The sequence below is a fragment of the Clostridium zeae genome (genome assembly GCF_017312485.1).
GTDB classification, from domain to species: domain Bacteria; phylum Bacillota; class Clostridia; order Clostridiales; family Clostridiaceae; genus Clostridium_AR; species Clostridium_AR zeae.
The window spans coordinates 26,955-47,421 of record NZ_BMBA01000014.1 but is presented as its reverse complement, the minus strand read 5'-3'; the positions used below and the strand labels follow the sequence as shown (position 1 = coordinate 47,421).

14 protein-coding genes, 1 tRNA gene, 1 rRNA gene and 1 riboswitch are annotated in these 20,467 nt (G+C 31.7%); of the genes, 13 read left to right on the top strand and 3 right to left on the bottom strand.

What is annotated here, in order from left to right:
- The first annotated feature begins 106 nt into the window (after nucleotides 1-106).
- From rrf to J3477_RS25535, 4 genes are all read left to right on the top strand, one after another.
- Nucleotides 107-224: ribosomal RNA gene (rrf, locus tag J3477_RS25550) — 5S ribosomal RNA — on the top strand.
- A gap of 23 nt (nucleotides 225-247) precedes the next feature.
- Nucleotides 248-322, top strand: a tRNA-Asn gene (locus J3477_RS25545).
- A 362-nt stretch (nucleotides 323-684) separates the two neighbouring features.
- Nucleotides 685-1,098 (top strand): helix-turn-helix domain-containing protein, encoded by a 414-nt coding sequence (locus J3477_RS25540; protein WP_206873057.1) that lies wholly within the window; start codon nucleotides 685-687, stop codon nucleotides 1,096-1,098.
- Nucleotides 1,099-1,101: 3 nt separating this feature from the next.
- Complete coding sequence (locus J3477_RS25535; RefSeq protein WP_206873056.1) at nucleotides 1,102-2,547, top strand: MFS transporter; 1,446 nt, start codon at nucleotides 1,102-1,104, stop codon at nucleotides 2,545-2,547.
- Between the two features lie 92 nt (nucleotides 2,548-2,639).
- Here the strand turns inward: J3477_RS25535 and J3477_RS25530 are convergent, their stop codons facing one another.
- Entirely contained in the window at nucleotides 2,640-4,178 is a 1,539-nt protein-coding gene (locus J3477_RS25530; RefSeq protein ID WP_206873055.1) for a methyl-accepting chemotaxis protein, read from the bottom strand.
- A gap of 27 nt (nucleotides 4,179-4,205) precedes the next feature.
- Nucleotides 4,206-5,210, bottom strand: coding sequence for a ketoacyl-ACP synthase III (locus J3477_RS25525; protein WP_206873054.1), 1,005 nt, complete (start codon nucleotides 5,208-5,210; stop codon nucleotides 4,206-4,208).
- A gap of 81 nt (nucleotides 5,211-5,291) precedes the next feature.
- Nucleotides 5,292-5,375: riboswitch (cyclic di-GMP riboswitch) on the bottom strand.
- Between the two features lie 723 nt (nucleotides 5,376-6,098).
- Between J3477_RS25525 and fusA the strand changes: the two genes are divergently transcribed.
- The 9 genes from fusA (at nucleotide 6,099) to J3477_RS25480 (ending at nucleotide 19,026) form a co-directional block, all read left to right on the top strand.
- Nucleotides 6,099-8,195, top strand: coding sequence for an elongation factor G (gene fusA, locus J3477_RS25520; RefSeq protein WP_206873053.1), 2,097 nt, complete (start codon nucleotides 6,099-6,101; stop codon nucleotides 8,193-8,195).
- 221 nt (nucleotides 8,196-8,416) lie between these two features.
- Nucleotides 8,417-8,653 (top strand): hypothetical protein, encoded by a 237-nt coding sequence (locus J3477_RS25515; RefSeq protein WP_206873052.1) that lies wholly within the window; start codon nucleotides 8,417-8,419, stop codon nucleotides 8,651-8,653.
- 191 nt (nucleotides 8,654-8,844) lie between these two features.
- A complete protein-coding gene (locus J3477_RS25510; protein ID WP_206873051.1) occupies nucleotides 8,845-9,792 on the top strand; it encodes an ROK family protein in 948 nt (315 codons plus the stop codon).
- 241 nt (nucleotides 9,793-10,033) lie between these two features.
- Nucleotides 10,034-10,174, top strand: coding sequence for a hypothetical protein (locus tag J3477_RS25505; RefSeq protein WP_206873050.1), 141 nt, complete (start codon nucleotides 10,034-10,036; stop codon nucleotides 10,172-10,174).
- 396 nt (nucleotides 10,175-10,570) lie between these two features.
- A complete protein-coding gene (gene metH, locus J3477_RS25500; protein ID WP_206873049.1) occupies nucleotides 10,571-14,236 on the top strand; it encodes a methionine synthase in 3,666 nt (1,221 codons plus the stop codon).
- 60 nt (nucleotides 14,237-14,296) lie between these two features.
- Nucleotides 14,297-15,541, top strand: a complete 1,245-nt coding sequence (locus J3477_RS25495; protein ID WP_206873048.1) for a competence/damage-inducible protein A — start codon at nucleotides 14,297-14,299, stop codon at nucleotides 15,539-15,541.
- 347 nt (nucleotides 15,542-15,888) lie between these two features.
- Nucleotides 15,889-16,842 (top strand): CPBP family intramembrane glutamic endopeptidase, encoded by a 954-nt coding sequence (locus tag J3477_RS25490; RefSeq protein WP_206873047.1) that lies wholly within the window; start codon nucleotides 15,889-15,891, stop codon nucleotides 16,840-16,842.
- 307 nt (nucleotides 16,843-17,149) lie between these two features.
- A complete protein-coding gene (gene abc-f, locus J3477_RS25485; protein WP_206873046.1) occupies nucleotides 17,150-18,706 on the top strand; it encodes a ribosomal protection-like ABC-F family protein in 1,557 nt (518 codons plus the stop codon).
- 11 nt (nucleotides 18,707-18,717) lie between these two features.
- A complete protein-coding gene (locus J3477_RS25480) occupies nucleotides 18,718-19,026 on the top strand; it encodes an MGMT family protein (RefSeq protein WP_206873045.1) in 309 nt (102 codons plus the stop codon).
- 131 nt (nucleotides 19,027-19,157) lie between these two features.
- Here J3477_RS25480 and J3477_RS25475 read toward each other — a convergent pair whose 3' ends face one another.
- A complete protein-coding gene (locus tag J3477_RS25475) occupies nucleotides 19,158-20,081 on the bottom strand; it encodes a metallophosphoesterase family protein (RefSeq protein WP_206873044.1) in 924 nt (307 codons plus the stop codon).
- Nucleotides 20,082-20,467 lie beyond the last annotated feature (386 nt).

The following is a 20,467-nucleotide window of genomic DNA, read 5'->3' as shown; positions in this document are numbered from 1 at the left end:
ATGGTAACATGTTCAGCTGACCGATACTAATAGGTCGAGGGCTTGACCAATACAAATTATTACAAAGTAAACTTAAGTGCAATTTTGAAAGAATAATCTTTCAATATCTAGTGATGATGCGTCTAAGGGTTACACCCGTACCCATACCGAACACGAAGGTTAAGACTTAGACGGCTGATGGTACTGCATGGGCGACTGTGTGGGAGAGTAGGTGGTCGCTAGGTTGTATCTTTTAAAGATACAATATTCCGCGATAGCTCAATGGTGGAGCACTCGGCTGTTAACCGATAGGTTGGAGGTTCGAGCCCTCTTCGCGGAGCCATTTGTACATAACGCCAGTATATCTGGCGTTTTTTTATTTTGGAAAAATACTTTATAGCAAGTGCTTTTTTAAAATTATATATCCACAGATTAAAAAGCGGTGGCACTATAATATGTGGATAATTCATCGTAGACACATTAATTATGTGGATAAATAATTAAGTAATAGAAATTACATATAATTATTATCTATAAAATTATAAAAGTTTAATATTTATATACAATCTAAATAAGGTTATGAAAGAAATAGATTAAGATTTGAAAAGAGCGAATGAAGTAAACGGTTTATTAGCACATATACACAAACTATAACATTGACGTTAATGTTATAGTTTATTAAAATTATAAATGGAGGCGAAAAACATGGAACAAAAGTATTATCAAATAGACGATGTTTCTAAAGTTACTGGCTTGACTAAGAGGACCATAAGATACTATGAAGATATGGAGTTATTTGCACCTACAGCAAGGACAGATTCAGGTTATAGAATGTATAGTGATGATGATATAAATATCATAAATGAAATAAAAGAACTTAGATCTAAGCTAGGATTAACTATACCAGAGGTAAAGCAAATATTAGGGTTGAGGAAGATATTAAATAAGATCTGGTCTAAAGATATCACTGATAAAGATCATATTAAGGAAGCTTTAGAGAAATTAAGTACCCTAATAGAAACTATCGATGAGAGAGAAAAGGTATTAAGAAGAGTAAAAGATAATTGCAATAATAGTTTAAATAAATTAATTACACTACTAAATGAGAAAGAGGAATAGTAAATGAAAAAAGATAATTACAAATGGATAGCATTATCCTGTACTACAATTGGTGCATTGCTGTCAGTTATGAGTGGTAGTACTCTAATGATAGCATTACCTGTAATAATGAAAGATATAAATGCAGGAATGGGCATAGTTACTTGGGTTCTTATGGGATATATGCTAGTTTTAACGATATTAGTTCCTTCAATAGGAAGAGTGGCTGATATGGTTGGTAGAAAAAAGTTGTATGTAAGTGGATTCGCTGTATTCACAATAGCGTCTTTTTTATGTGGATTAGCACATAGTGGAATAACACTACTTATCTTTAGATTAATACAAGGTATAGGTGGTTCACTAATGGTAGCGAATAGTACAGCTATAGTAACAGATGCATTTCCAAAGAAGGAGCTAGGCAAGGCTCTTGGAATTAATACCATGATAATAAGTGTTGCTAGTGTTATAGGACCTATATTAGGTGGGTTTTTAGTTAATTTTGGATGGAGAAGTATATTTTATATAAATGTACCGATAGGTATTGTAGGAACTATTTGGGCAGCAGTTCAATTAAAGGAAATAGCTAATTTACCAGAGAAACAAAAATTTGATTTTAAAGGAACTATAGTATTTACCTTAGGTATGTTATCATTACTTATTGCATTGACTATGGGAAGTTTTTCAGGATGGTTTAATCCAAATGTAGTGATTTTAATAATAGCATCAATTATATTAATTGCATTGTTTGTTAATATAGAAAGTAAAATTAAATACCCAATGTTAGACATGAGATTATTTAAGAATAGAATATTAGCATTTGCATATGCAAGTAACTTTTTTAATGGAATAGCGAGAGGAGCAGTAACGTTCCTATTAGTATTCTATTTTCAAGGGATAAAGGGGATTGATCCAATAATAGCAGGCATATTATTGACTCCACTTGCAATATCAATGATGATCGTTTCACCTATAAGTGGAGTATTATCTGATAAGTATGGATCAAGGGCATTAAGTTCAATAGGACTTGCAACTTCTGCCGTAGGACTAATAGGATTTATGTTTATAAAAGAAAATTCATCTATGACACTGTTGATAATATCAATGCTTATAATGGGCTTAGGTTCTGGGTTATTCTTCTCTCCAAATACAAATGCTATAATGGGCTCTGTACCAGCAGACAAAAGAGGTGTAGCTGCTGGGGTAAGAACTATGCTAAATAATGCAGGAACAGTTTTAAGCATAGCTCTTTCTATGGCTATAATAGCTTCAAGTGTGTCACCAGAAGCTATGCAGGCTTTATTTGTTGGTACTCAAGTTGGTGCTGAAGGAATAGCTATCGGGAAGTTTATCGGTGGATTGAGGTTAGCTTTTACTATATCATTCATATTTAGTGTAGTAGCAGCTCTATTGTCTTATTTAAGAGGACCAGAACCAGCATGGGACGAGAATGAAGAAGAAAAGGTTGCATAGAAAACTATAAATAAAGATAGGCTGTCCGTAATAAGTTTAATACTTATATGGACAGCCTATTGCTTATTATAACTAATTTATAGTTATAAGCTTTAGTTTTTATTAGTTAATGTGTTCATTTCCTTAGCTAAATCTCTTAGGTATTCTGAACTCGCAGCTATTTCTTCACCAACAGCAGCATTTTGATTTACTGAATCAGACACTTCTTTGAATTTATTTATCGTTTCTTCAGTAAGTTCAGATATCTTGGAATTAAATGAAACAACATTTTCTGTTTCATTAATCATTGAGAATGCTAATTCACTTATAGTACTAATATTAGTATTAGATACCTTCAGTTTATCAACCATAGTAGATACATTATCAACGGCATTAGTCAATATAGTATTACCAGTGGAAATTTGAGCGTTATTTTCAGTCATTAGCCCTTCTACTTCTCTTATTTTTTCTTTAAATTCGCTTAATATTGATCCTATATCAGTTAAAGAATTTCTACTATCTTCAGCTAATTTTCTAACTTCTTCAGCAACTACAGCAAAGCCTTTGCCTAGTTCACCAGCTCTAGCAGCTTCTATAGATGCATTTAAAGCAAGAAGATTAGTCTGCTCAGATATATCGCTTATTATCCCTATAATACTATCTATTTCAGCTGATTTTTCTTCAAGCACTTTAGAAGCTTCAAAAGTATTTTTTATTCTTACGCTTATATGATTTATTATATTTAGAGCTTCTCTTAGAGATTTGTTATTTTCATTAGATAATGAAATAATTTCATTAGAAAATGCTTTAGTATTATCAACCTTATTAGAAACATTCTTATTTATGTCAAGTAAGTTAGATAGTATGGTTTCATTCTTTTGAGAGTTATTTAGCATGTGGTTTGCATCATTATTAATGTCATTACTTAATGAGGCAATATATTGAAGAGATCTTGCTTCTTGATCAACAGCTGTTGATAAAGTTGTACTTGAATTTAATAGCATCTCTGAGAACTCACTTATTTGAGAGAATAAATTAAAGATACGTTCGTTTTTTTCCTTTATATCTTTTTCATTATTACTTATGTCTTTAAGTAATAGTGAAGAGAAATATGTAAAGATATATATTGCAAAAGAAGTAAGTGTTATTACAATTATTCTAATAACTATTTCTCTTAAAAAAACTTGATTTTCAGGTAGTAAGTTTGAATTACTAAAGAATATATATATTTGTGATAATATACTAACTCCAACTGAGATAAGAGTTAGCTTGTGATCAAATAAAAGCGCACTTAATAGTATAAAATAAAACACTACTAACCATAACTCTTTAGATGGAACCATCCAAGTCAAATAAATATAGTTTACATAGCATATGATCACTAAGCTAGCTTTTAGAAAAGCTAAACCTCTTTTCCATGACTGAGCATCTTTCATAGCCCATTTGTATCCTAGTCTAAAAAGTATAACCTCAAATAAGGTTAGAGCCATTAAAATATACAATGAGCTCCAACTTATTTCAGGATATAAATTCATTACCTTCATACCTATAAATACTGTTCCTGCCATTAATGCACTAACAGAATATATTATTAATACGAATTTTAATGTTTTTTTCTGAAAGTCAATTATACTGCTTGATAAGGCTTCCATTCTTATCCCCCTGTTTCTAAAAATTAGTTACCATTTATAGATTAGAGAAGACATAGTGTAGCCTGCTGCAACAGAACAAAATATTAGAATATCTCCTGATTTAAAACCTTCAATAGATAATTTATCATCTAGTGCCATAATTGGGCTTGCACAACCGGTATAGCCATACTTATCACCAATAAATATAGCCTTAGATTTATCTACACCTAGTTTTTCAATAGTTTGATATAAATCATATTTAGAAAATTGTGATATAAAATAATGAGAAACTTCTTCTGGAGTAAGATTATAATCTCTTAACAAAGAGCTTATAAGTTTAGTCCATTCATCAGAAAGAAAACCAAAATCGAAAGGATCCCATTTTAATCTTCGATCGTAATTTGAAGTTTTTTCATCAGTTATTTTTGATAAACCACAATTAGGAAATCTTATATTTTCATTATAACTATCATCAGTAAATACCCTAGAACCTAAAAATCCCCTTTCTTCCTCCTCTTCTATAATTTCAAGTATAATAGCTGCAGCGCCATCTGATATACCTTGATAAACAACCAAATCATCTTCTCTAGAAAATGGTACCATGTTCATTGAACCTAATACAAGAATTCTCTTATATTTATCGTCCGTTTTTAAAAATCTTGAAGCAATGTCGATTCCTGTAAGCATACCTATACAATCATTATTTATATCAAAAACATTTGTAGCATTTTTTGCATTTAATTCATTTTTTATAATTAGTGCACAACATGGTGTAAGAAATTCTGGGGTATCTGATGCTGATATTATTGCATCAATATCCAGTGCGCTAAGATTACTATTGCTTAAAGCAACTTTTGCAGCTTCTACTGACATGGTAATACTTGTCTCACCTGGAGAAGCTATAGTTCTCCTGTCTCTTCCCATCTTCTCCATCAGCCCTATTGCATGATTTTCTGTTCCAAATTTTTTATAGTGTTCTACATAATAATCATTATACAATGTCTTTTCAGGATGATAACTTCCTACGCCTTTTATTATTACATTCTTTGCCATAATATCTCCTCCTTGTGATTAAAAATAATATTAAAAATAAAAATGGACAAATTAGAACTTGTCCATTTTTAATCCAATAAACTTAGCAGCCTGGCAATCATAAATAAAATTCTTAGATCCATAGCTTTGCGTCCCTACCTTTCGATAGGTTTGCCTTTATTAAGTAAAAATAGATGACATTATTAATATAACTTCTTGGTAAAAAATACTAATTACGACTATATTACCAAATATTATGTAAAATGTACATAAATACACAAAAAATTAACATTTGTCACAAGAAATGTTATTCTCAAAATAAAGTTTTTTCGGTATAAGGTATAATTTATAGATTTATTCCAATAATTAGAGATATAGAAAATGTTTTCAGAATTTTTCGAAAATAAGAAGGATAATAATTTAAAGAAGAGAATATTATTTAATATAATAATATATAAAAGTTATGAATACATTTATTAGTAACTAATTCTATTTTATTCTTTAGGATTTTATAATTAAATTATATATGTGGATAATTATGCGAATAGACTTAAGACATAATATAAGTTAAAGAATAAAAAGGAAGAATATCCCGCCATATGATACACAACATCTATAAAATTAAATCTATTAATTTAACTTTCAACACATTAATATTTAATCGTTTATATTTACCATTAATACATTCTGTTCAAAAAGAAAATATTCTTAGCTATGGGAATCTTTAGCTAGTTGATATGAATTTCTTTAGTTTTAGTAAGATATTAAAAGATTAGTGTAGTATCTTGCAAAAATAAATCTCAAAGAGACATAAATCAACTACAGCTTTATATACAGCTAAAGTCTAAATTTTAATGGAAGGTAGGTGAATATCTTAACTTTATAGATTATGGAGTTAAGATAAAATGTATGAAAGACTATAAAACTGATAATCTAAGAAATGTAGGTATAATTGGACATAGTTCATCAGGGAAAACAGCCCTAGCAGAAGCTTTATTATATTATACTAAAACCGTTGATAGATTAGGAAATATAGAAGAAGGCACAACTACAAGTGACTATGATGTTGAAGAAAAAAAGAGGGGAATCTCTTTATCTGCTTCTGTCATTCCTTTTGAATGGAATGATAAAAAGATAAACCTTGTAGATATTCCTGGATATTTTGATTTTGTAGGTGAGGAAATACAAGGGATTAGAGCTATAGACGTTTCCATGATAGTAGTTTGTGGTGCCGCTGGAATACAGGTTGGTACGGAAAAAGCATGGGAATATTGCAATAAAATGAAGTTACCTAGAGCATTTTTTATAAACAAGTTAGATAGAGAAAACTCAGATTATGATAAAGTGTTATCTGATCTAAAGAGCAAATTTGGTATAACAGTAGTTCCAATACAATATCCAATTGGGAAAGAAAGTGAATTCTCAGGTGTAATTGATGTAATAAAGGGAAAAGTTAAGGTTCATGATAAAAAAACTAATAAAGTTGAGTTAAAAGAAGTTCCAGAGGAATATTTAGATAAAGTTGAAGAGTGTAAACAGATGATTATGGAAGCTGTGGCAGAAACTGATGAAGAGCTTTTAGATAAATATTTTAGTGAGGGAAAATTAACTGATGAAGAGATATATAGAGGATTAATTAATGGGTGCTGTACTGGAGAAATAGCTCCAGTTATGTGTGGTAGCTCACTAGAAGTAATTGGTATGGGAGCGTTGATTGAAGATATAATTGAATGTTTTCCTTCTCCAGATAAGATGGTGAGAAGTGGATACAAAAAGTTAAACGATAACAATAATTCTGTAAAGATAGATGAAGAGAAGCCTTTTTCAGCCTTTGTTTTTAAGACTGTGGCTGACCCCTTTGTAGGAAAGTTGTCTATATTTAGAGTATTAACAGGGAAGGCTGTGGCTGATTCTATAGTGTATAATTCATCTAAGGAAAGAAATGAAAAGATGGGAAATTTATATTTCCTAAGAGGAAAAAATCAGATATCTACAAAAGAAATCACTGCTGGAGATATAGGTGCTGTAGCTAAGCTTCAGTATACAGCAACTGGTGATACAATTTGTGATAGTAATAATAAAGTTATATATGAGCCTATGGAATTCCCAGATCCAGTTATATCTATGGCTGTACTTCCTAAGAGTAAGGGAGATGAAGATAAGATATCATCAGCACTTACAAAGTTATTAGAAGAAGATCCTACGTTTAGGGTATCTAGAGATGTAGAAAATGCAGAAACTATAATTTCAGGTGTTGGAGAAACCCATCTTGATGTTATTGCATCTAAGTTGAAAAATAAGTTTGGTGCAGAGGTTATTCTTCAAAATCCAAAGGTACCATATAGAGAAACTATAAAAAGCTTGGCAGATGTGCAAGGTAAGCATAAAAAACAATCTGGTGGGCATGGTCAATACGGCGATGTAAAGATTAAATTTGAACCTAGAAATGATGGCTACGATGAGTTGCAATTTGTAGATCAAGTAGTAGGAGGAGTTGTTCCGAGAAATTATATACCAGCTGTAGAGAAAGGGCTTAAAGATTGTATACAGCACGGAGTATTAGCTGGATACCCAGTTATAAGATTAAGAGCAACTTTACATGATGGTTCTTACCACCCAGTAGATTCTTCAGAAATGGCATTTAAGATTGCAGCATCATTAGCATATAAAAAGGGTGTTGAGATGGCAAAGCCAATCTTGCTCGAGCCAATAATGCATTTAGAAGTTATGGTTCCTAGTGATTATATGGGAGACGTTATAGGAGATATAAATAAAAAAAGAGGAAGAGTACTAGGTATGGAGCCTGTAGATGGAATGGAAAAAGTTACAGCAGAAGTTCCTATGGCAGAGCTTTTCAAGTACGCTACTGATCTTAGATCAATATCTCAGGCAAGGGGAAGTTTTAGATGTAATTTTGAAAGGTATGAAGAGGTACCGGCATTAGAAGCTGATAAAATAATAGAGAATGCTAAGAAGTTAAAAGAATTACGAAGTGAAGCTTTATAATAGTGGAAAAGTGTAAAACTTAGTACATGTTTTTTAAAAGATTGAGTTAATATTTAGTATTTACTCAGTCTTTTTTGCTTAATAAAAGCTGATCTTGAAGGAAGAGATAGATACTTTTTTATATTATAAAATTTACTAAAATAAAAATTAATTAAACAAAGGAATATTAATCATATTTTTATCTATACTAATAGTAAAAACTTATATCTAGGGGGTTGCAAATGTCAGATTATAAAATGGATATTAGAGGAAGCATCGGACTTAGCGATTATAGCAATATTTATGATTATATTGGTGTGGTAGATAACAAAGATAACTTTACGATAACGGTAGATAATTGTGGAAATGAGAGTATACAAGTTATATGTAAAATGTTGTCAGATAGCGACTTTTACATAAAAGATCAAGGTTATGATAATCAAGGTAGGTATTATATAAATGCCTATAAGAATAAATAGAATTTAGTTGTATAAGGTTAAATAGAAAATAATATTTTCAATATATACAATATTCTAATGAAAATTTAGGAATATTGTATAAATATTATAAGGTGATAAAATATACAATAATATTAATTGTATATATGTTATAATATTGTTGTAAAATTTTAAGAGAATTATGTTTTATCTTAGGATATGGGGGGAAAATAATGAGTAACTATGTTATAGGTATAGACTTAGGTGGAACAAAAATAAGTACTGCCTTGTCTGATTTTAATGGAAACGTTGTAAGTCAATCAATAATCGCAACTGATGCACATGAAGGAGAAGCTGCAGTATTAGGTAGAATAATTAAGACAGTGGAAGATGTTATAGAAAATGGAAAGGTAGATGCTGTTCAGGTTAAGGCTATTGGAATCGGATCTCCAGGTCCGCTAGATGCTAAAACTGGGATAATAATAACTACTCCAAACCTTCCTTTTAAGAATTTTGACTTAGTATCGCCTATTAAAGAAAAATTTCAAATTCCAGTATACTTAGATAATGATGCTAACGTTGCTGCTATAGGTGAATTCATGTTTGGTGCAGCAAAAGGTACTGAAAATATGGTTTACTTCACAGTTAGTACTGGAGTAGGTGGTGGAGCAGTACTTAATGGAAAGATATACAGAGGAAATACAAGTAATGCTCTTGAAATCGGACATGCTACTGTAGCACCAAATGGTCCTAGATGTAATTGCGGAAATATAGGCTGTCTTGAAGCTACGTCATCTGGTACTGCTATAGGAAAGAGAGCAAAAGAAGCTTTAGAGAGCAAGGTAGACACATCACTTAGAAAGTATAAAAGCGTAACTTCAGCTGAAGTTTTTACTGAAGCAGCTGCTGGTGACGTAATATCACAAGATATAATAGATAATGCATTAAATTACCTTGGAATAGGTGTAGCTAATGCAATTTCTATATTTGACCCTGAAATGATCATAATAGGTGGAGGGGTATCAAAAGCAGGAAAAATAGTTTTTGATAAGGTTCAAGAAGTAGTAAATAAGAGATGCTTTAAGAATATGGCTGAAGCATGTAAGATAGTTCCAGCAGGTCTTGGAACAGATGCAGGTGTTATAGGTGCAGTAGCTCTAGCTATTATGGAGAGTAAATAATATTAAACAGAACCGAATGATTAAAAGAGTTTGAAGCTTATAAAGCTTTAAGCTCTTTTTTTGTGTAAAAAACTTACTGAAGAAGGTAACTTTAGCGATTTTTTTATAATCACATAATTATTTAGAAAGATACACAAAAGGTAAGTTAAAAATACTATGAATATTTGAAATAGAAAGTACATAAATTAAAGAGTGAAGAGAGGGACAAAGTTCCAGAAAACAAAAGAAGGAGTGATGAACTATGCCAAAAGATAGTCAAATTGATAACAAGTTATCTAGAAAACTTAAGTCAAATTGGGATACAACCTTAACAGACGAAGAACCAAAGAATAGTAATAGAAATGCTAAGAGGCAGTCTACAAAGCCAGGCTCTGGGCAATAAATTCTTTTTCTCATACATGGCTTACTTTGAATATACTTTCGAATACTTAACTGATAGCCGTGTCAGTTTTTATTTGTACCCCTTCTCACAAATAAAGACTGTATAATTCCATATGTAAGCTTTGAGAGAAAGAGTTTTTTTAATACTGCTCATCGTAATTTTATTTTACGGTGAGCAGCTTTATTATATGTGGAAATCCACAAATACATATAATTTTAGTCACTACATGATAAGTCAGTATTATAGTATAATAAGTATAGATATCCAGACTTTAGTTGTAATCTTATATTTTTAACAGTCGTAAGAAGTATGATTTTTAAAATATTATGATTTAAGTACGCATAGGGTATATCGATATACACATTGAGTGTAAAAACAAATATTTTGGAGGTAGCAATGAGGGGGCACTTATTCGCAGATAACAAATTTATTAAAAGCATAGAGGAAAGAATTCTAGTTCTCGATGGGGCAATGGGAACTATGATTCAGAACTATAAGCTTAAAGAAGAAGACTTTAGAGGAAGTCAAATTCAATCGAATAAAGAACAAAAAGGAAATAATGATGTGCTTGTACTTACAAAACCTGAGATAATAACAAGCATACATAAAGCGTATTTAGAAGCAGGGGCAGACATAATAGAGACTAATACTTTTAATAGCAATATTATTTCACAAGAGGATTATGGTCTTCAGGATATGGTTTATGAGCTTAACCATACTGGAGCTAAGCTTGCTAGAGCAGCAGCAGATAGTCTGTCTACAGAGGATAAACCAAGGTATGTGGCTGGATCAATAGGACCAACAAATAAAACCTTATCTATGTCTCCAGATGTGGAAAATCCAGCTTATAGAAGTGTTACCTTTGATCAGGTTGTAAATTCATATAAGATACAGGTATCTGGCTTACTAGATGGAGGAGTAGATGTACTACTTATCGAAACTATTTTTGATCATTTAAATGCAAGAGCTGCATTAATAGCTGCAGAGGAAGTTTTTAAAGAAAAGAATAAAGTACTTCCAATAATGTTATCAGGAACTATAAATGATAAAGGTGGAAGACTTCTATCTGGTCAAACTTTAGGAGCATTTGTTAAGTCAATGAGAAGTGACTATGTTATATCTATAGGACTTAATTGCTCTTTTGGAGCTAAGGATCTTGTACCTTTTGTAAAAGAACTATCAAAAGAGCATGAGTTATATATATCTTTATATCCAAATGCAGGCCTGCCTAACATTTTAGGTGAGTATGATGAAACACCAGAGGTAACTTGTAGTTATCTAAAGGAATTATTTGAAGACAAATGCCTAAATATAGTTGGAGGGTGCTGTGGTACAACACCAGAGCATATAAGAGCGATAAAAGGGTTAGCAGAAAACTATCTGCCAAGAGCTTTAAAGAAACAAAAAAAAATCAGTACTTATGCAGGTTTAGAATTACTAGAAGCAAGAGCTGAAAATAACTTTATAAACATAGGTGAAAGATTAAATGTGGCTGGTTCAGCAAAATTTGCAAGACTGATAAGAGAAAAGAAATATGAAGAAGCACTGGCAATAGCAAGAGAACAAGTTGAAAATGGTGCGCAAGTTTTAGATATAAACTTTGATGACGGTATGTTAGATGGAAAGGAAGAAATGTCATATTTTTTAAGACTTTTGGCTTCTGAACCAGAAATAGCATGCAAACCTATAATGATTGATTCTTCAAGGTGGGAAGTAATTACAGAGGGATTAAAGTCCATTGGAGGAAAGTGCATTGTAAACTCTATTTCCTTAAAAGAAGGAGAAGAAGAGTTTATGAAAAGGGCTTCCATAATAAAAAGTTTTGGAGCAGCAGCTGTCATAATGGCTTTTGATGAAAAAGGTCAAGCTGATAGCTATGAAAGAAAGATTGAAATATGTAAGAGGGCATATGACATATTAACAGAAAAGGTTGGATTCCCTTCTGAAGATATTATATTTGATCCTAACATATTAGCTATAGCAACTGGTATTGATGAGCATGACAATTATGCTGTGGATTTTATAAAAGCTACAAAGTGGATTAAAGAAAATCTCCCTAATGCAAAAGTGTCTGGAGGAGTATCTAATTTAAGTTTTTCCTTTAGAGGGAATAATTTTATTAGAGAAAGTATGCATGCAGTATTCTTATATCATGCGATAAAATCAGGAATGGATATGGGAATAGTCAATCCTGGAATGATAAGAATATATGATGATATACCTAAAGATGTTTTAGAATTAGTAGAAGCTGTAGTTCTAAATAAAAGAAGCGCAGCTAAAGAAGAGTTATTAGAGCTTGCAGATAAATATATAAATAGTGAAGAAAAGCAAGATGAAAAAATAAAGCTATGGAGAAATGAAGAAGTAGAAAAAAGATTAAGCTATTCCATAGTAAAAGGCATAAGTGAATACTTGGAGGAAGATTTACAAGAAGCACGAATTAAGACATCACGAGCACTTAATGTAATTGAAGGCCCGCTTATGAATGGGATGAAGGTTGTTGGAGATTTATTTGGTGATGGAAAAATGTTTCTTCCACAGGTAGTAAAATCAGCTAGAGTGATGAAGAAAGCTGTAGAAATATTGCTGCCATTCATAAAAGAAGATAATTCAGATGAAAGCAGCAAAGCAGGAAAAGTTCTTTTAGCCACTGTAAAAGGCGATGTTCATGATATAGGAAAAAACATTGTAGGTGTGGTATTGGCCTGCAATAATTTTGAGATAATAGATTTAGGTGTTATGGTATCCTGTGAAGAGATTCTTAGAGTAGCAAGAGAGGAAAAGGTTGATGTTATAGGACTTAGTGGACTTATTACACCTTCGCTTGAGGAAATGGCACATGTTGCAGAAGAAATGGAAAGGCAAGGCTTCGATATACCATTATTAATAGGTGGAGCCACTACTTCAAAGATTCATACTGCTTTAAAAATAGCTCCAAAGTATAGCAAAGGTGTAATTTATGGTGGAGATGCATCTAAAACCGTAGAAATAATGAAAAACCTTATGAAGGATAAATTATCCTATTTGGAGAATATAAGTAAAGAATACAAAGATATAAGAGAAAATTACAAGCAGATGACTACGGCAGATAATATATCAATTGAAGAAGCAAGAATGAATAAATTTAGAGTTCAATGGCATAAAGAAGCTATCGATATTCCTGAGTTTATTGGGATAAAAGAAGTAAAATACTCAGTAAAAGAGCTTAGGGACTATATAGATTGGACGTTTTTCTTCATAGCTTGGGAGATGAAAAAGACTTATCCTGAGATATTAGATGATGAAGTCTACGGAGAGGAAGCTAAAAAGTTATTTCAAGAAGCAAATAATATGCTAGATGAATTAGAGGGTAATAACAGAATATCACCAAAGGGAGTATTTGGAATATTCAAATCCAACTCTGTAGAAGATGATGTTGTCATATATGATGGTGATTATGAAATAGAAATATTTAATTTTCTTCGTCAGCAGAAGAAAGTAAAAGAAGGAAATCACATGTGCTTATCTGATTTTATAGCTCCTAAGGAAAGTGGAAAGACGGATTATATAGGAAGCTTTTTAGTTACTGCTGGCAATGAAATCTATGAGTATGAAAAAGAACTTAAAGAAGCTGGTGAAGAGTATAAGGCAATTATGCTTAAGCTTTTATGCGATAGATTGGCAGAAGCTGCAGCTGAAAAGCTTCATGAAGACATAAGAAAGATATACTGGGCGTATGATAAGAATGAGAGCATTACTAAGAAAGAATTGTTCCAGGCTAAGTATAGAGGTATAAGACCAGCCTTTGGATATCCTTCACTGAAGGATCAGAAGCAAATGGAGAAAGTATTTAAGCTTTTAAAAGTTACTGAAAGAACAGGTGTGACACTTACTGAAAGTTACATGATGAATCCAGTTGCATCAGTATGTGGATTATATTTTGGGTCTAAGCATGCTAAATATTTTGACTCATTTAAATTATCTAAGGATCAAGTTATAGATTACTGCAACAGAATTGATGAGCCTATAGAAGATGTAGAAAAGAGATTGAATAATTATCTTCATCCAAGATACAACGGATAATTATATGTCTTAATAAATTAATATAGGTTGAAGTTTATATGAGGAAAGAAGGTAAGGAACATGAGGGCAGAAATAATTTCTGTAGGAACTGAGATATTGTTAGGAGATATAGTAAATACAAATGCTCAATTTTTAGCTAAAGAACTGGCAGCTATAGGTATAGATGTTTATAACCAAACCGTAGTTGGTGATAATGAAGAAAGAATACTTAAAGCTTTTAAAAATGCTTTTGAAAAGTGTGATTTGATTGTTACTACAGGAGGGCTTGGGCCAACACCAGATGATTTAACAAAGGAGACAGCTGCTAAGTTTTTTGATCAAGAACTTGTTGTTCATGAAGAATCCTGGAAACATATAGAAAGCTATTTTAGTAAAAGTGGGAGAATCATGGAAGGAAGCAATGCTAAGCAGGCGTATTTTCCAAAAGATGCAGTAGTACTACCTAATCCTAATGGGACAGCGCCAGGTGCTATATTAAAAAAGGATGAAAAAATGATAGTAGTGTTGCCTGGTCCGCCTAAAGAAATGAAGCCAATGTTTATTAATCATGTTGTTCCTTATCTTCAGCAGTATTCTGATACAATACTTATATCAAAGGTTCTTAGAATTTTTGGTATTGGTGAAGGAGTTATGGCAGAAGAAATTTCAGATATAATAAATGGTCAAAGCAATCCTACTGTTGCGCCTTATGCTAAGGAAAGAGATGTAACTCTTAGAATAACCGCTAAAGCAAAAGATGAAGAAGAGGCAAGAAAGCTGATTAAGCCAGTTGAAGATAAAATAAGAGAAAGGCTTAATGATAATATATACGGTGAAGATGATGTAACCTTAGAAGAGGTTGTGGCTAAAATACTTGTAAATAATAAACTCACTATAGCTACAGCAGAGTCTTGTACTGGGGGACTTATTGCAGCTACTCTTATAAATTATCCTGGAATATCAGAAGTGTTTATGGAGGGTGCAGTGACTTATTCCAATGATAGTAAGATGAAAAGACTAGGGGTAAAAGCAGATACACTAGAAAAGTATGGAGCTGTAAGCGAAGAAACTGCTGGAGAAATGGCTGAAGGTATAGCTAAAAAAGCTGGAACAAGGGTTGGGATATCTACTACTGGAATTGCAGGACCTGGTGGTGGTTCAACTGATAAGCCAGTGGGACTCGTTTATATGGGAATTCATCTAGATGGAAATACAGTAGTTAGAAAATTTAACTTTCAAGGAAGTAGAGAAAGAATTAGACAAAGAGCTACCATGAACGCATTGGATTGGCTTAGAAGAGAACTTATAAAGAAGTTTAATAGTTAGCCTTTGCGCTGAAATAAGTGATTACGCATCAAATGCTTTAATTCTAATAGCTCGCTCATATAGCACCTCTTGCATAAGCACTTAATTTTAACAATATTCTTAAACATAAACTAATATTAAATGGAGAATTATCAGCAAATAAAAATTCCTCTTAAAGTGAGGAAAAACATCACTAAAAGAGGAATTTTCTATATTAAATAAAATGGGGGAGAGGCAATTTAATATAAAAGTTATCTACAATAATAATTGTCTCCTAAAAGGAAGAAAATATACATTAGCATAAAAATAAATGCATAAATAAAAACATATGTTATGGTATTTATGAGTAAGAGATTAAGGAGAGATTTATGAAACCTGTATTTAAATCAAATTTATATTTTTTGATAGTATTGTTTGTATCAATGGTAGGACCTTATATAGTAAGAAGACCTCTTGCACTTTTAGGTTTGAATTATGGAGAACTTCTAATGACTGTGCACGCCATATTTTTTATATTGCCTGCCATAATATATGTTATAGTAACTAAGGCTCCAGTAAAGCAAACCTTCAGGTTTAACAAAGTAAGTTTAAAGGAAATAGGTTATGCAGTTCTAATAGCTCTTTTAGCGCAACCTATAATGACTTTATTTTCCTTAATAACTTCATTTTTCTTTGATAATGATGTTGCAAAGGCTATGGACGTTATGAAAGATCTGCCATACTGGATGATGCTTTTAGTTGTGGCGGTTACGCCTGCCATTACGGAAGAGATAACAATGAGAGGTATAGTATTATCAGGATATAACCATAAGAGTAAGATAAAAGCTTCATTAATGATAGGTTTATTATTTGGTATTTTTCACTTAAATGGGCAACAGTTTCTCTATGCAGCAGCTTTAGGCGCACTTTTTGCTTATATGGTAAGAGTAACTAATAGTATATTTGTATCTATGATATGTCACTTTACAGTAAACGGATTTCAAGTAAGTCTACAGGCTGTACTTTCACCATTCACTAAACTTGTAGCTAATAGGCAAGATTATTCTTTAAGAAGTTTACCTATGAATGATAAGATAAATATGGTTCTTACATGGGGGTTTGTAGCAGTAATCTTTGCAGCTTTGGTTGCAATTTTAATTAAGAAACTAAAAGAAGCAGCAGAAGAAAGAGGAGTAGTTGATAGTTATGACCTACTAACTAACTACGGAAGAGAAGCTATTAACGGAACAAGTGGTTTAGCTTTAAAAAAGGACAATATAATAAATATACCGTTTATAGCTACAGTAATTATTTATTTAATATATATGATATTTTTTGCGTAGTATTTAAATTAAGTACTGCTCTAAACTAATGATGAGTTTAGAGCAGTTTTTTTAGTTGCTTCAGCACCTTTTTTCATGTAAACAATTTATATATATAATATAGTAAGAATTTCTTTTGACAATACTCTATAGAATACCTTAAAATATTCATGTTATTATTAAAAGTTTAAATTGCAATATTCTTAAATATAAACATATAAAAAATATATGATTATAGAATCAAATAAATATAAAATTATATAAATATATAGTATTCATGCAGGTTTTAGGGAAGAAATTTTATTATAAGAAGAAGAGGAGAAATATAATGAGTATACTTACAGTAAAAAACCTTAGTCATGGCTTTGGTGATAGAGCTATATTTGAAGATGTATCCTTTAGACTTTTAAAGGGAGAACACATAGGATTTATAGGTGCTAATGGTGAAGGTAAATCTACGTTTATGAATATAATAACAGGAAAACTTATGCCTGATGATGGTAAGGTTGAATGGAGCAACAGGGTTAGAGTTGGATATATGGATCAGCATGCTCATCTTGAAAAAGGAAACTCAATAAGAGATGTACTTAGAGGAGCATTTCAATATCTTTTTGACTTAGAAAAAGAGATGCTCGATATGTATGATAAAATGGCTGATGCTACACCTGAAGAGTTAGATAAAATGATGAATGATATAGGAACAATCCAAGATATGCTTGATCATAATGGATTCTATGTTATAGATGCTAAGATTGATGAAGTTGCTGGTGGACTTGGATTAAAAGATGTAGGTCTAGATAAAGATGTTATGGATTTAAGTGGTGGACAAAGAACTAAGGTTTTATTATCTAAGCTTCTTTTAGAAACTCCAGATATACTTCTTTTAGACGAGCCTACTAACTATTTAGATGAAGCTCATATAGAGTGGCTGAAGAGATTCCTACAAAGCTACGAAAATGCATTTATATTAATATCACATGATATTCCGTTCCTAAACAGTGTTATAAACTTAATCTATCATGTTGAAAATAGACAGCTTAATAGATATGTTGGGGATTATGATAACTTTAAGAGAGTACATGAAGCTAATAAGAAGCAGTTAGAATCTGCTTATGAAAGACAACAACAAGAGATAGCAAAGCTTGAAGACTTTATAGCTAGAAACAAAGCTAGAGTAGCTACTACTGGAATGGCTAAAGCTAGACAAAAGAAATTAGATAAGATAGAAAAAATAGAGCTTACTGCTGAAAAACCAAAGCCAGAGTTTAATTTTAGAAGTGGAAGAACTTCAGGAAAGCTTATATTTGAGACTAGAGATTTAGTTATTGGATATAATGAGCCTCTATCAATACCTCTTAATTTAAGAATGGAAAGAGGCCAAAAAATAGCTCTAGTAGGAGCAAACGGACTAGGTAAGACTACTCTTCTAAAGAGTCTTATGGGAGAACTTAAATCCTTAGGAGGAGAAGTTGAGTTAGGTGACTATCTACAAATGGGATACTTTGAACAAGAAATAAAAGATGCTAACTATAACAGTTGTATAGATGAAGTATGGGGTGAGTTCCCTGCATTTACTCAATATGAAGTAAGAGCAGCCCTTGCGAAGTGCGGCCTTACAACAAAGCATATTGAAAGTAAGGTTGTTGTACTAAGTGGTGGAGAGCAAGCTAAGGTAAGATTATGTAAGCTTATAAATAAAGAAACAAATTTATTAATCCTAGATGAGCCTACTAACCACTTAGATGTAGAAGCTAAGGATGAATTAAAGAGAGCTCTTAAGGCATATAAAGGAAGTATATTAATAGTATGCCATGAACCAGAATTCTATAGAGATGTGGTTACAGATGTATGGAACTGTGAAGAGTGGACAACTAAAATAGTATAACGGCAACCAATATGAAAAAAATTATGAATGAGCAATTAATTTATGAAATACTTTCCGTTGTGGAAGAAATCCCGGAAGGGAAAGTAGCTACGTATGGGCAAATTGCAAGCCTTATTGGCAGAGACAAAAATGCACGACTTGTGGGGAAGGTTCTTAGCCAGTCAGAATTTTATGGGAGATATCCATGTCATCGTGTGGTAAATCATGCTGGAAGGTTGGCACCAGGGTGGCAGGAACAACGATTTCTGCTATTAGAAGAAGGTGTGTCATTTAAAGATGAGAATCATGTTGATATGAAGAAAAATCAGTGGGACAATTAGCATGAAGATTCAAGATGAACGGACAGAATTATTTAAATCCGATAAAGTCCAGTTTGTAGTGATGATTATAAAAAATAATATTAGAAAAACAGCATTGATACTGACAAGTATTATTGCTGTTTTTTATTTGACTAATTTGACTTATTATTTCTTAAATCAAATATTTCTAGTGGTTCTGGGCCTCTTAATATCTTCCTTTTTATATGGAGATCACCGGATGAATCAGTTCTTATCTTCCATTCAACCAACATTATTTCTCCATTTATTATTTCAAGACCTTGTATCCCACTTGCTCGAACGCATGAACCGTCATTGAAATAAGGCAATTCATTGATTTTGGGGAAATGTGGCCTATGAGTATGTCCACAGATGAGCATAATTTTGTTTGTTTTAATCCAACTACTATAAATACGTTCGATTTTATGAATTTTTTCAGCGTTTTTTACAGGGCTTGCAGGATTTATAAATCCTATTGAGTGAAGAAACCTCCAAAAATATCTTACTGAAAGCATATTAATATGCCATAGAGTATCATTCATTCTATCACCTTGATGACCATGAACAGTTAGTATTTCCTGTCCGGTATTTTTATGCTTAAACACTACTGCCTCATAGGGGGTAAGTCCAGGAAATAATTCTATTTCTTCTTCGTTATAATCATCATAAAATTTATAATAGTTCTTTTCTACGAAATCTTTATATTTTAATTGTATATTATGATTACCATATAACATGATCAATTTATTACAATCAAAGAACTTTTTTAATTGTGAGTATACCTCATCATGAGCCAGCCTTATGTGTTTAAAGTTAGAATGTTCCCAAAGCTCATCACCATCTCCAACTTCCACGTAGGTATATCCATTATTAAAGTAGAACTCTAATGCGAATAGAAAGATATTTTGGTTTTTTGCAAATTCATCTGATGGAGTACAATCTCCTCTATGACAGTCGCTAAAAAAAATATATTTAGAATTGTTATCAAAGTATTCAATTTTCGCGTTATTGTAAGCTTCTGTTAATCGCTTTCTTGCTAACTTCTTTTCTAATATCATCTTTTACCCCTTTTAAGACTAATCCAATTAACTTTTATATTAAAGGGTTCCTATCTCAACTATTAATTTATACATGCCAAAATTCATAGGTGCATAATTTTAGAACAGTATAAATTTTTATATAGGAACTGTTTAAAGATGTGCCACTTCAATCTGGAAATATAAGTTTTATAATGAAGTGATACACGCATATAACGTAAGTGTAATTTAAATATATATAATTAATCTACCCTTTTAAACAAAATATATTTAATCTGAATTAAAGAATATAATGATTTAGCAATGGATATTGACAATAAATAAAAAATTATTGATAAACAATAAATATTTTGATATCCTATACATATAAATTAGAAGTAATGATGAGTAAAGTTTATTTGAGGTGA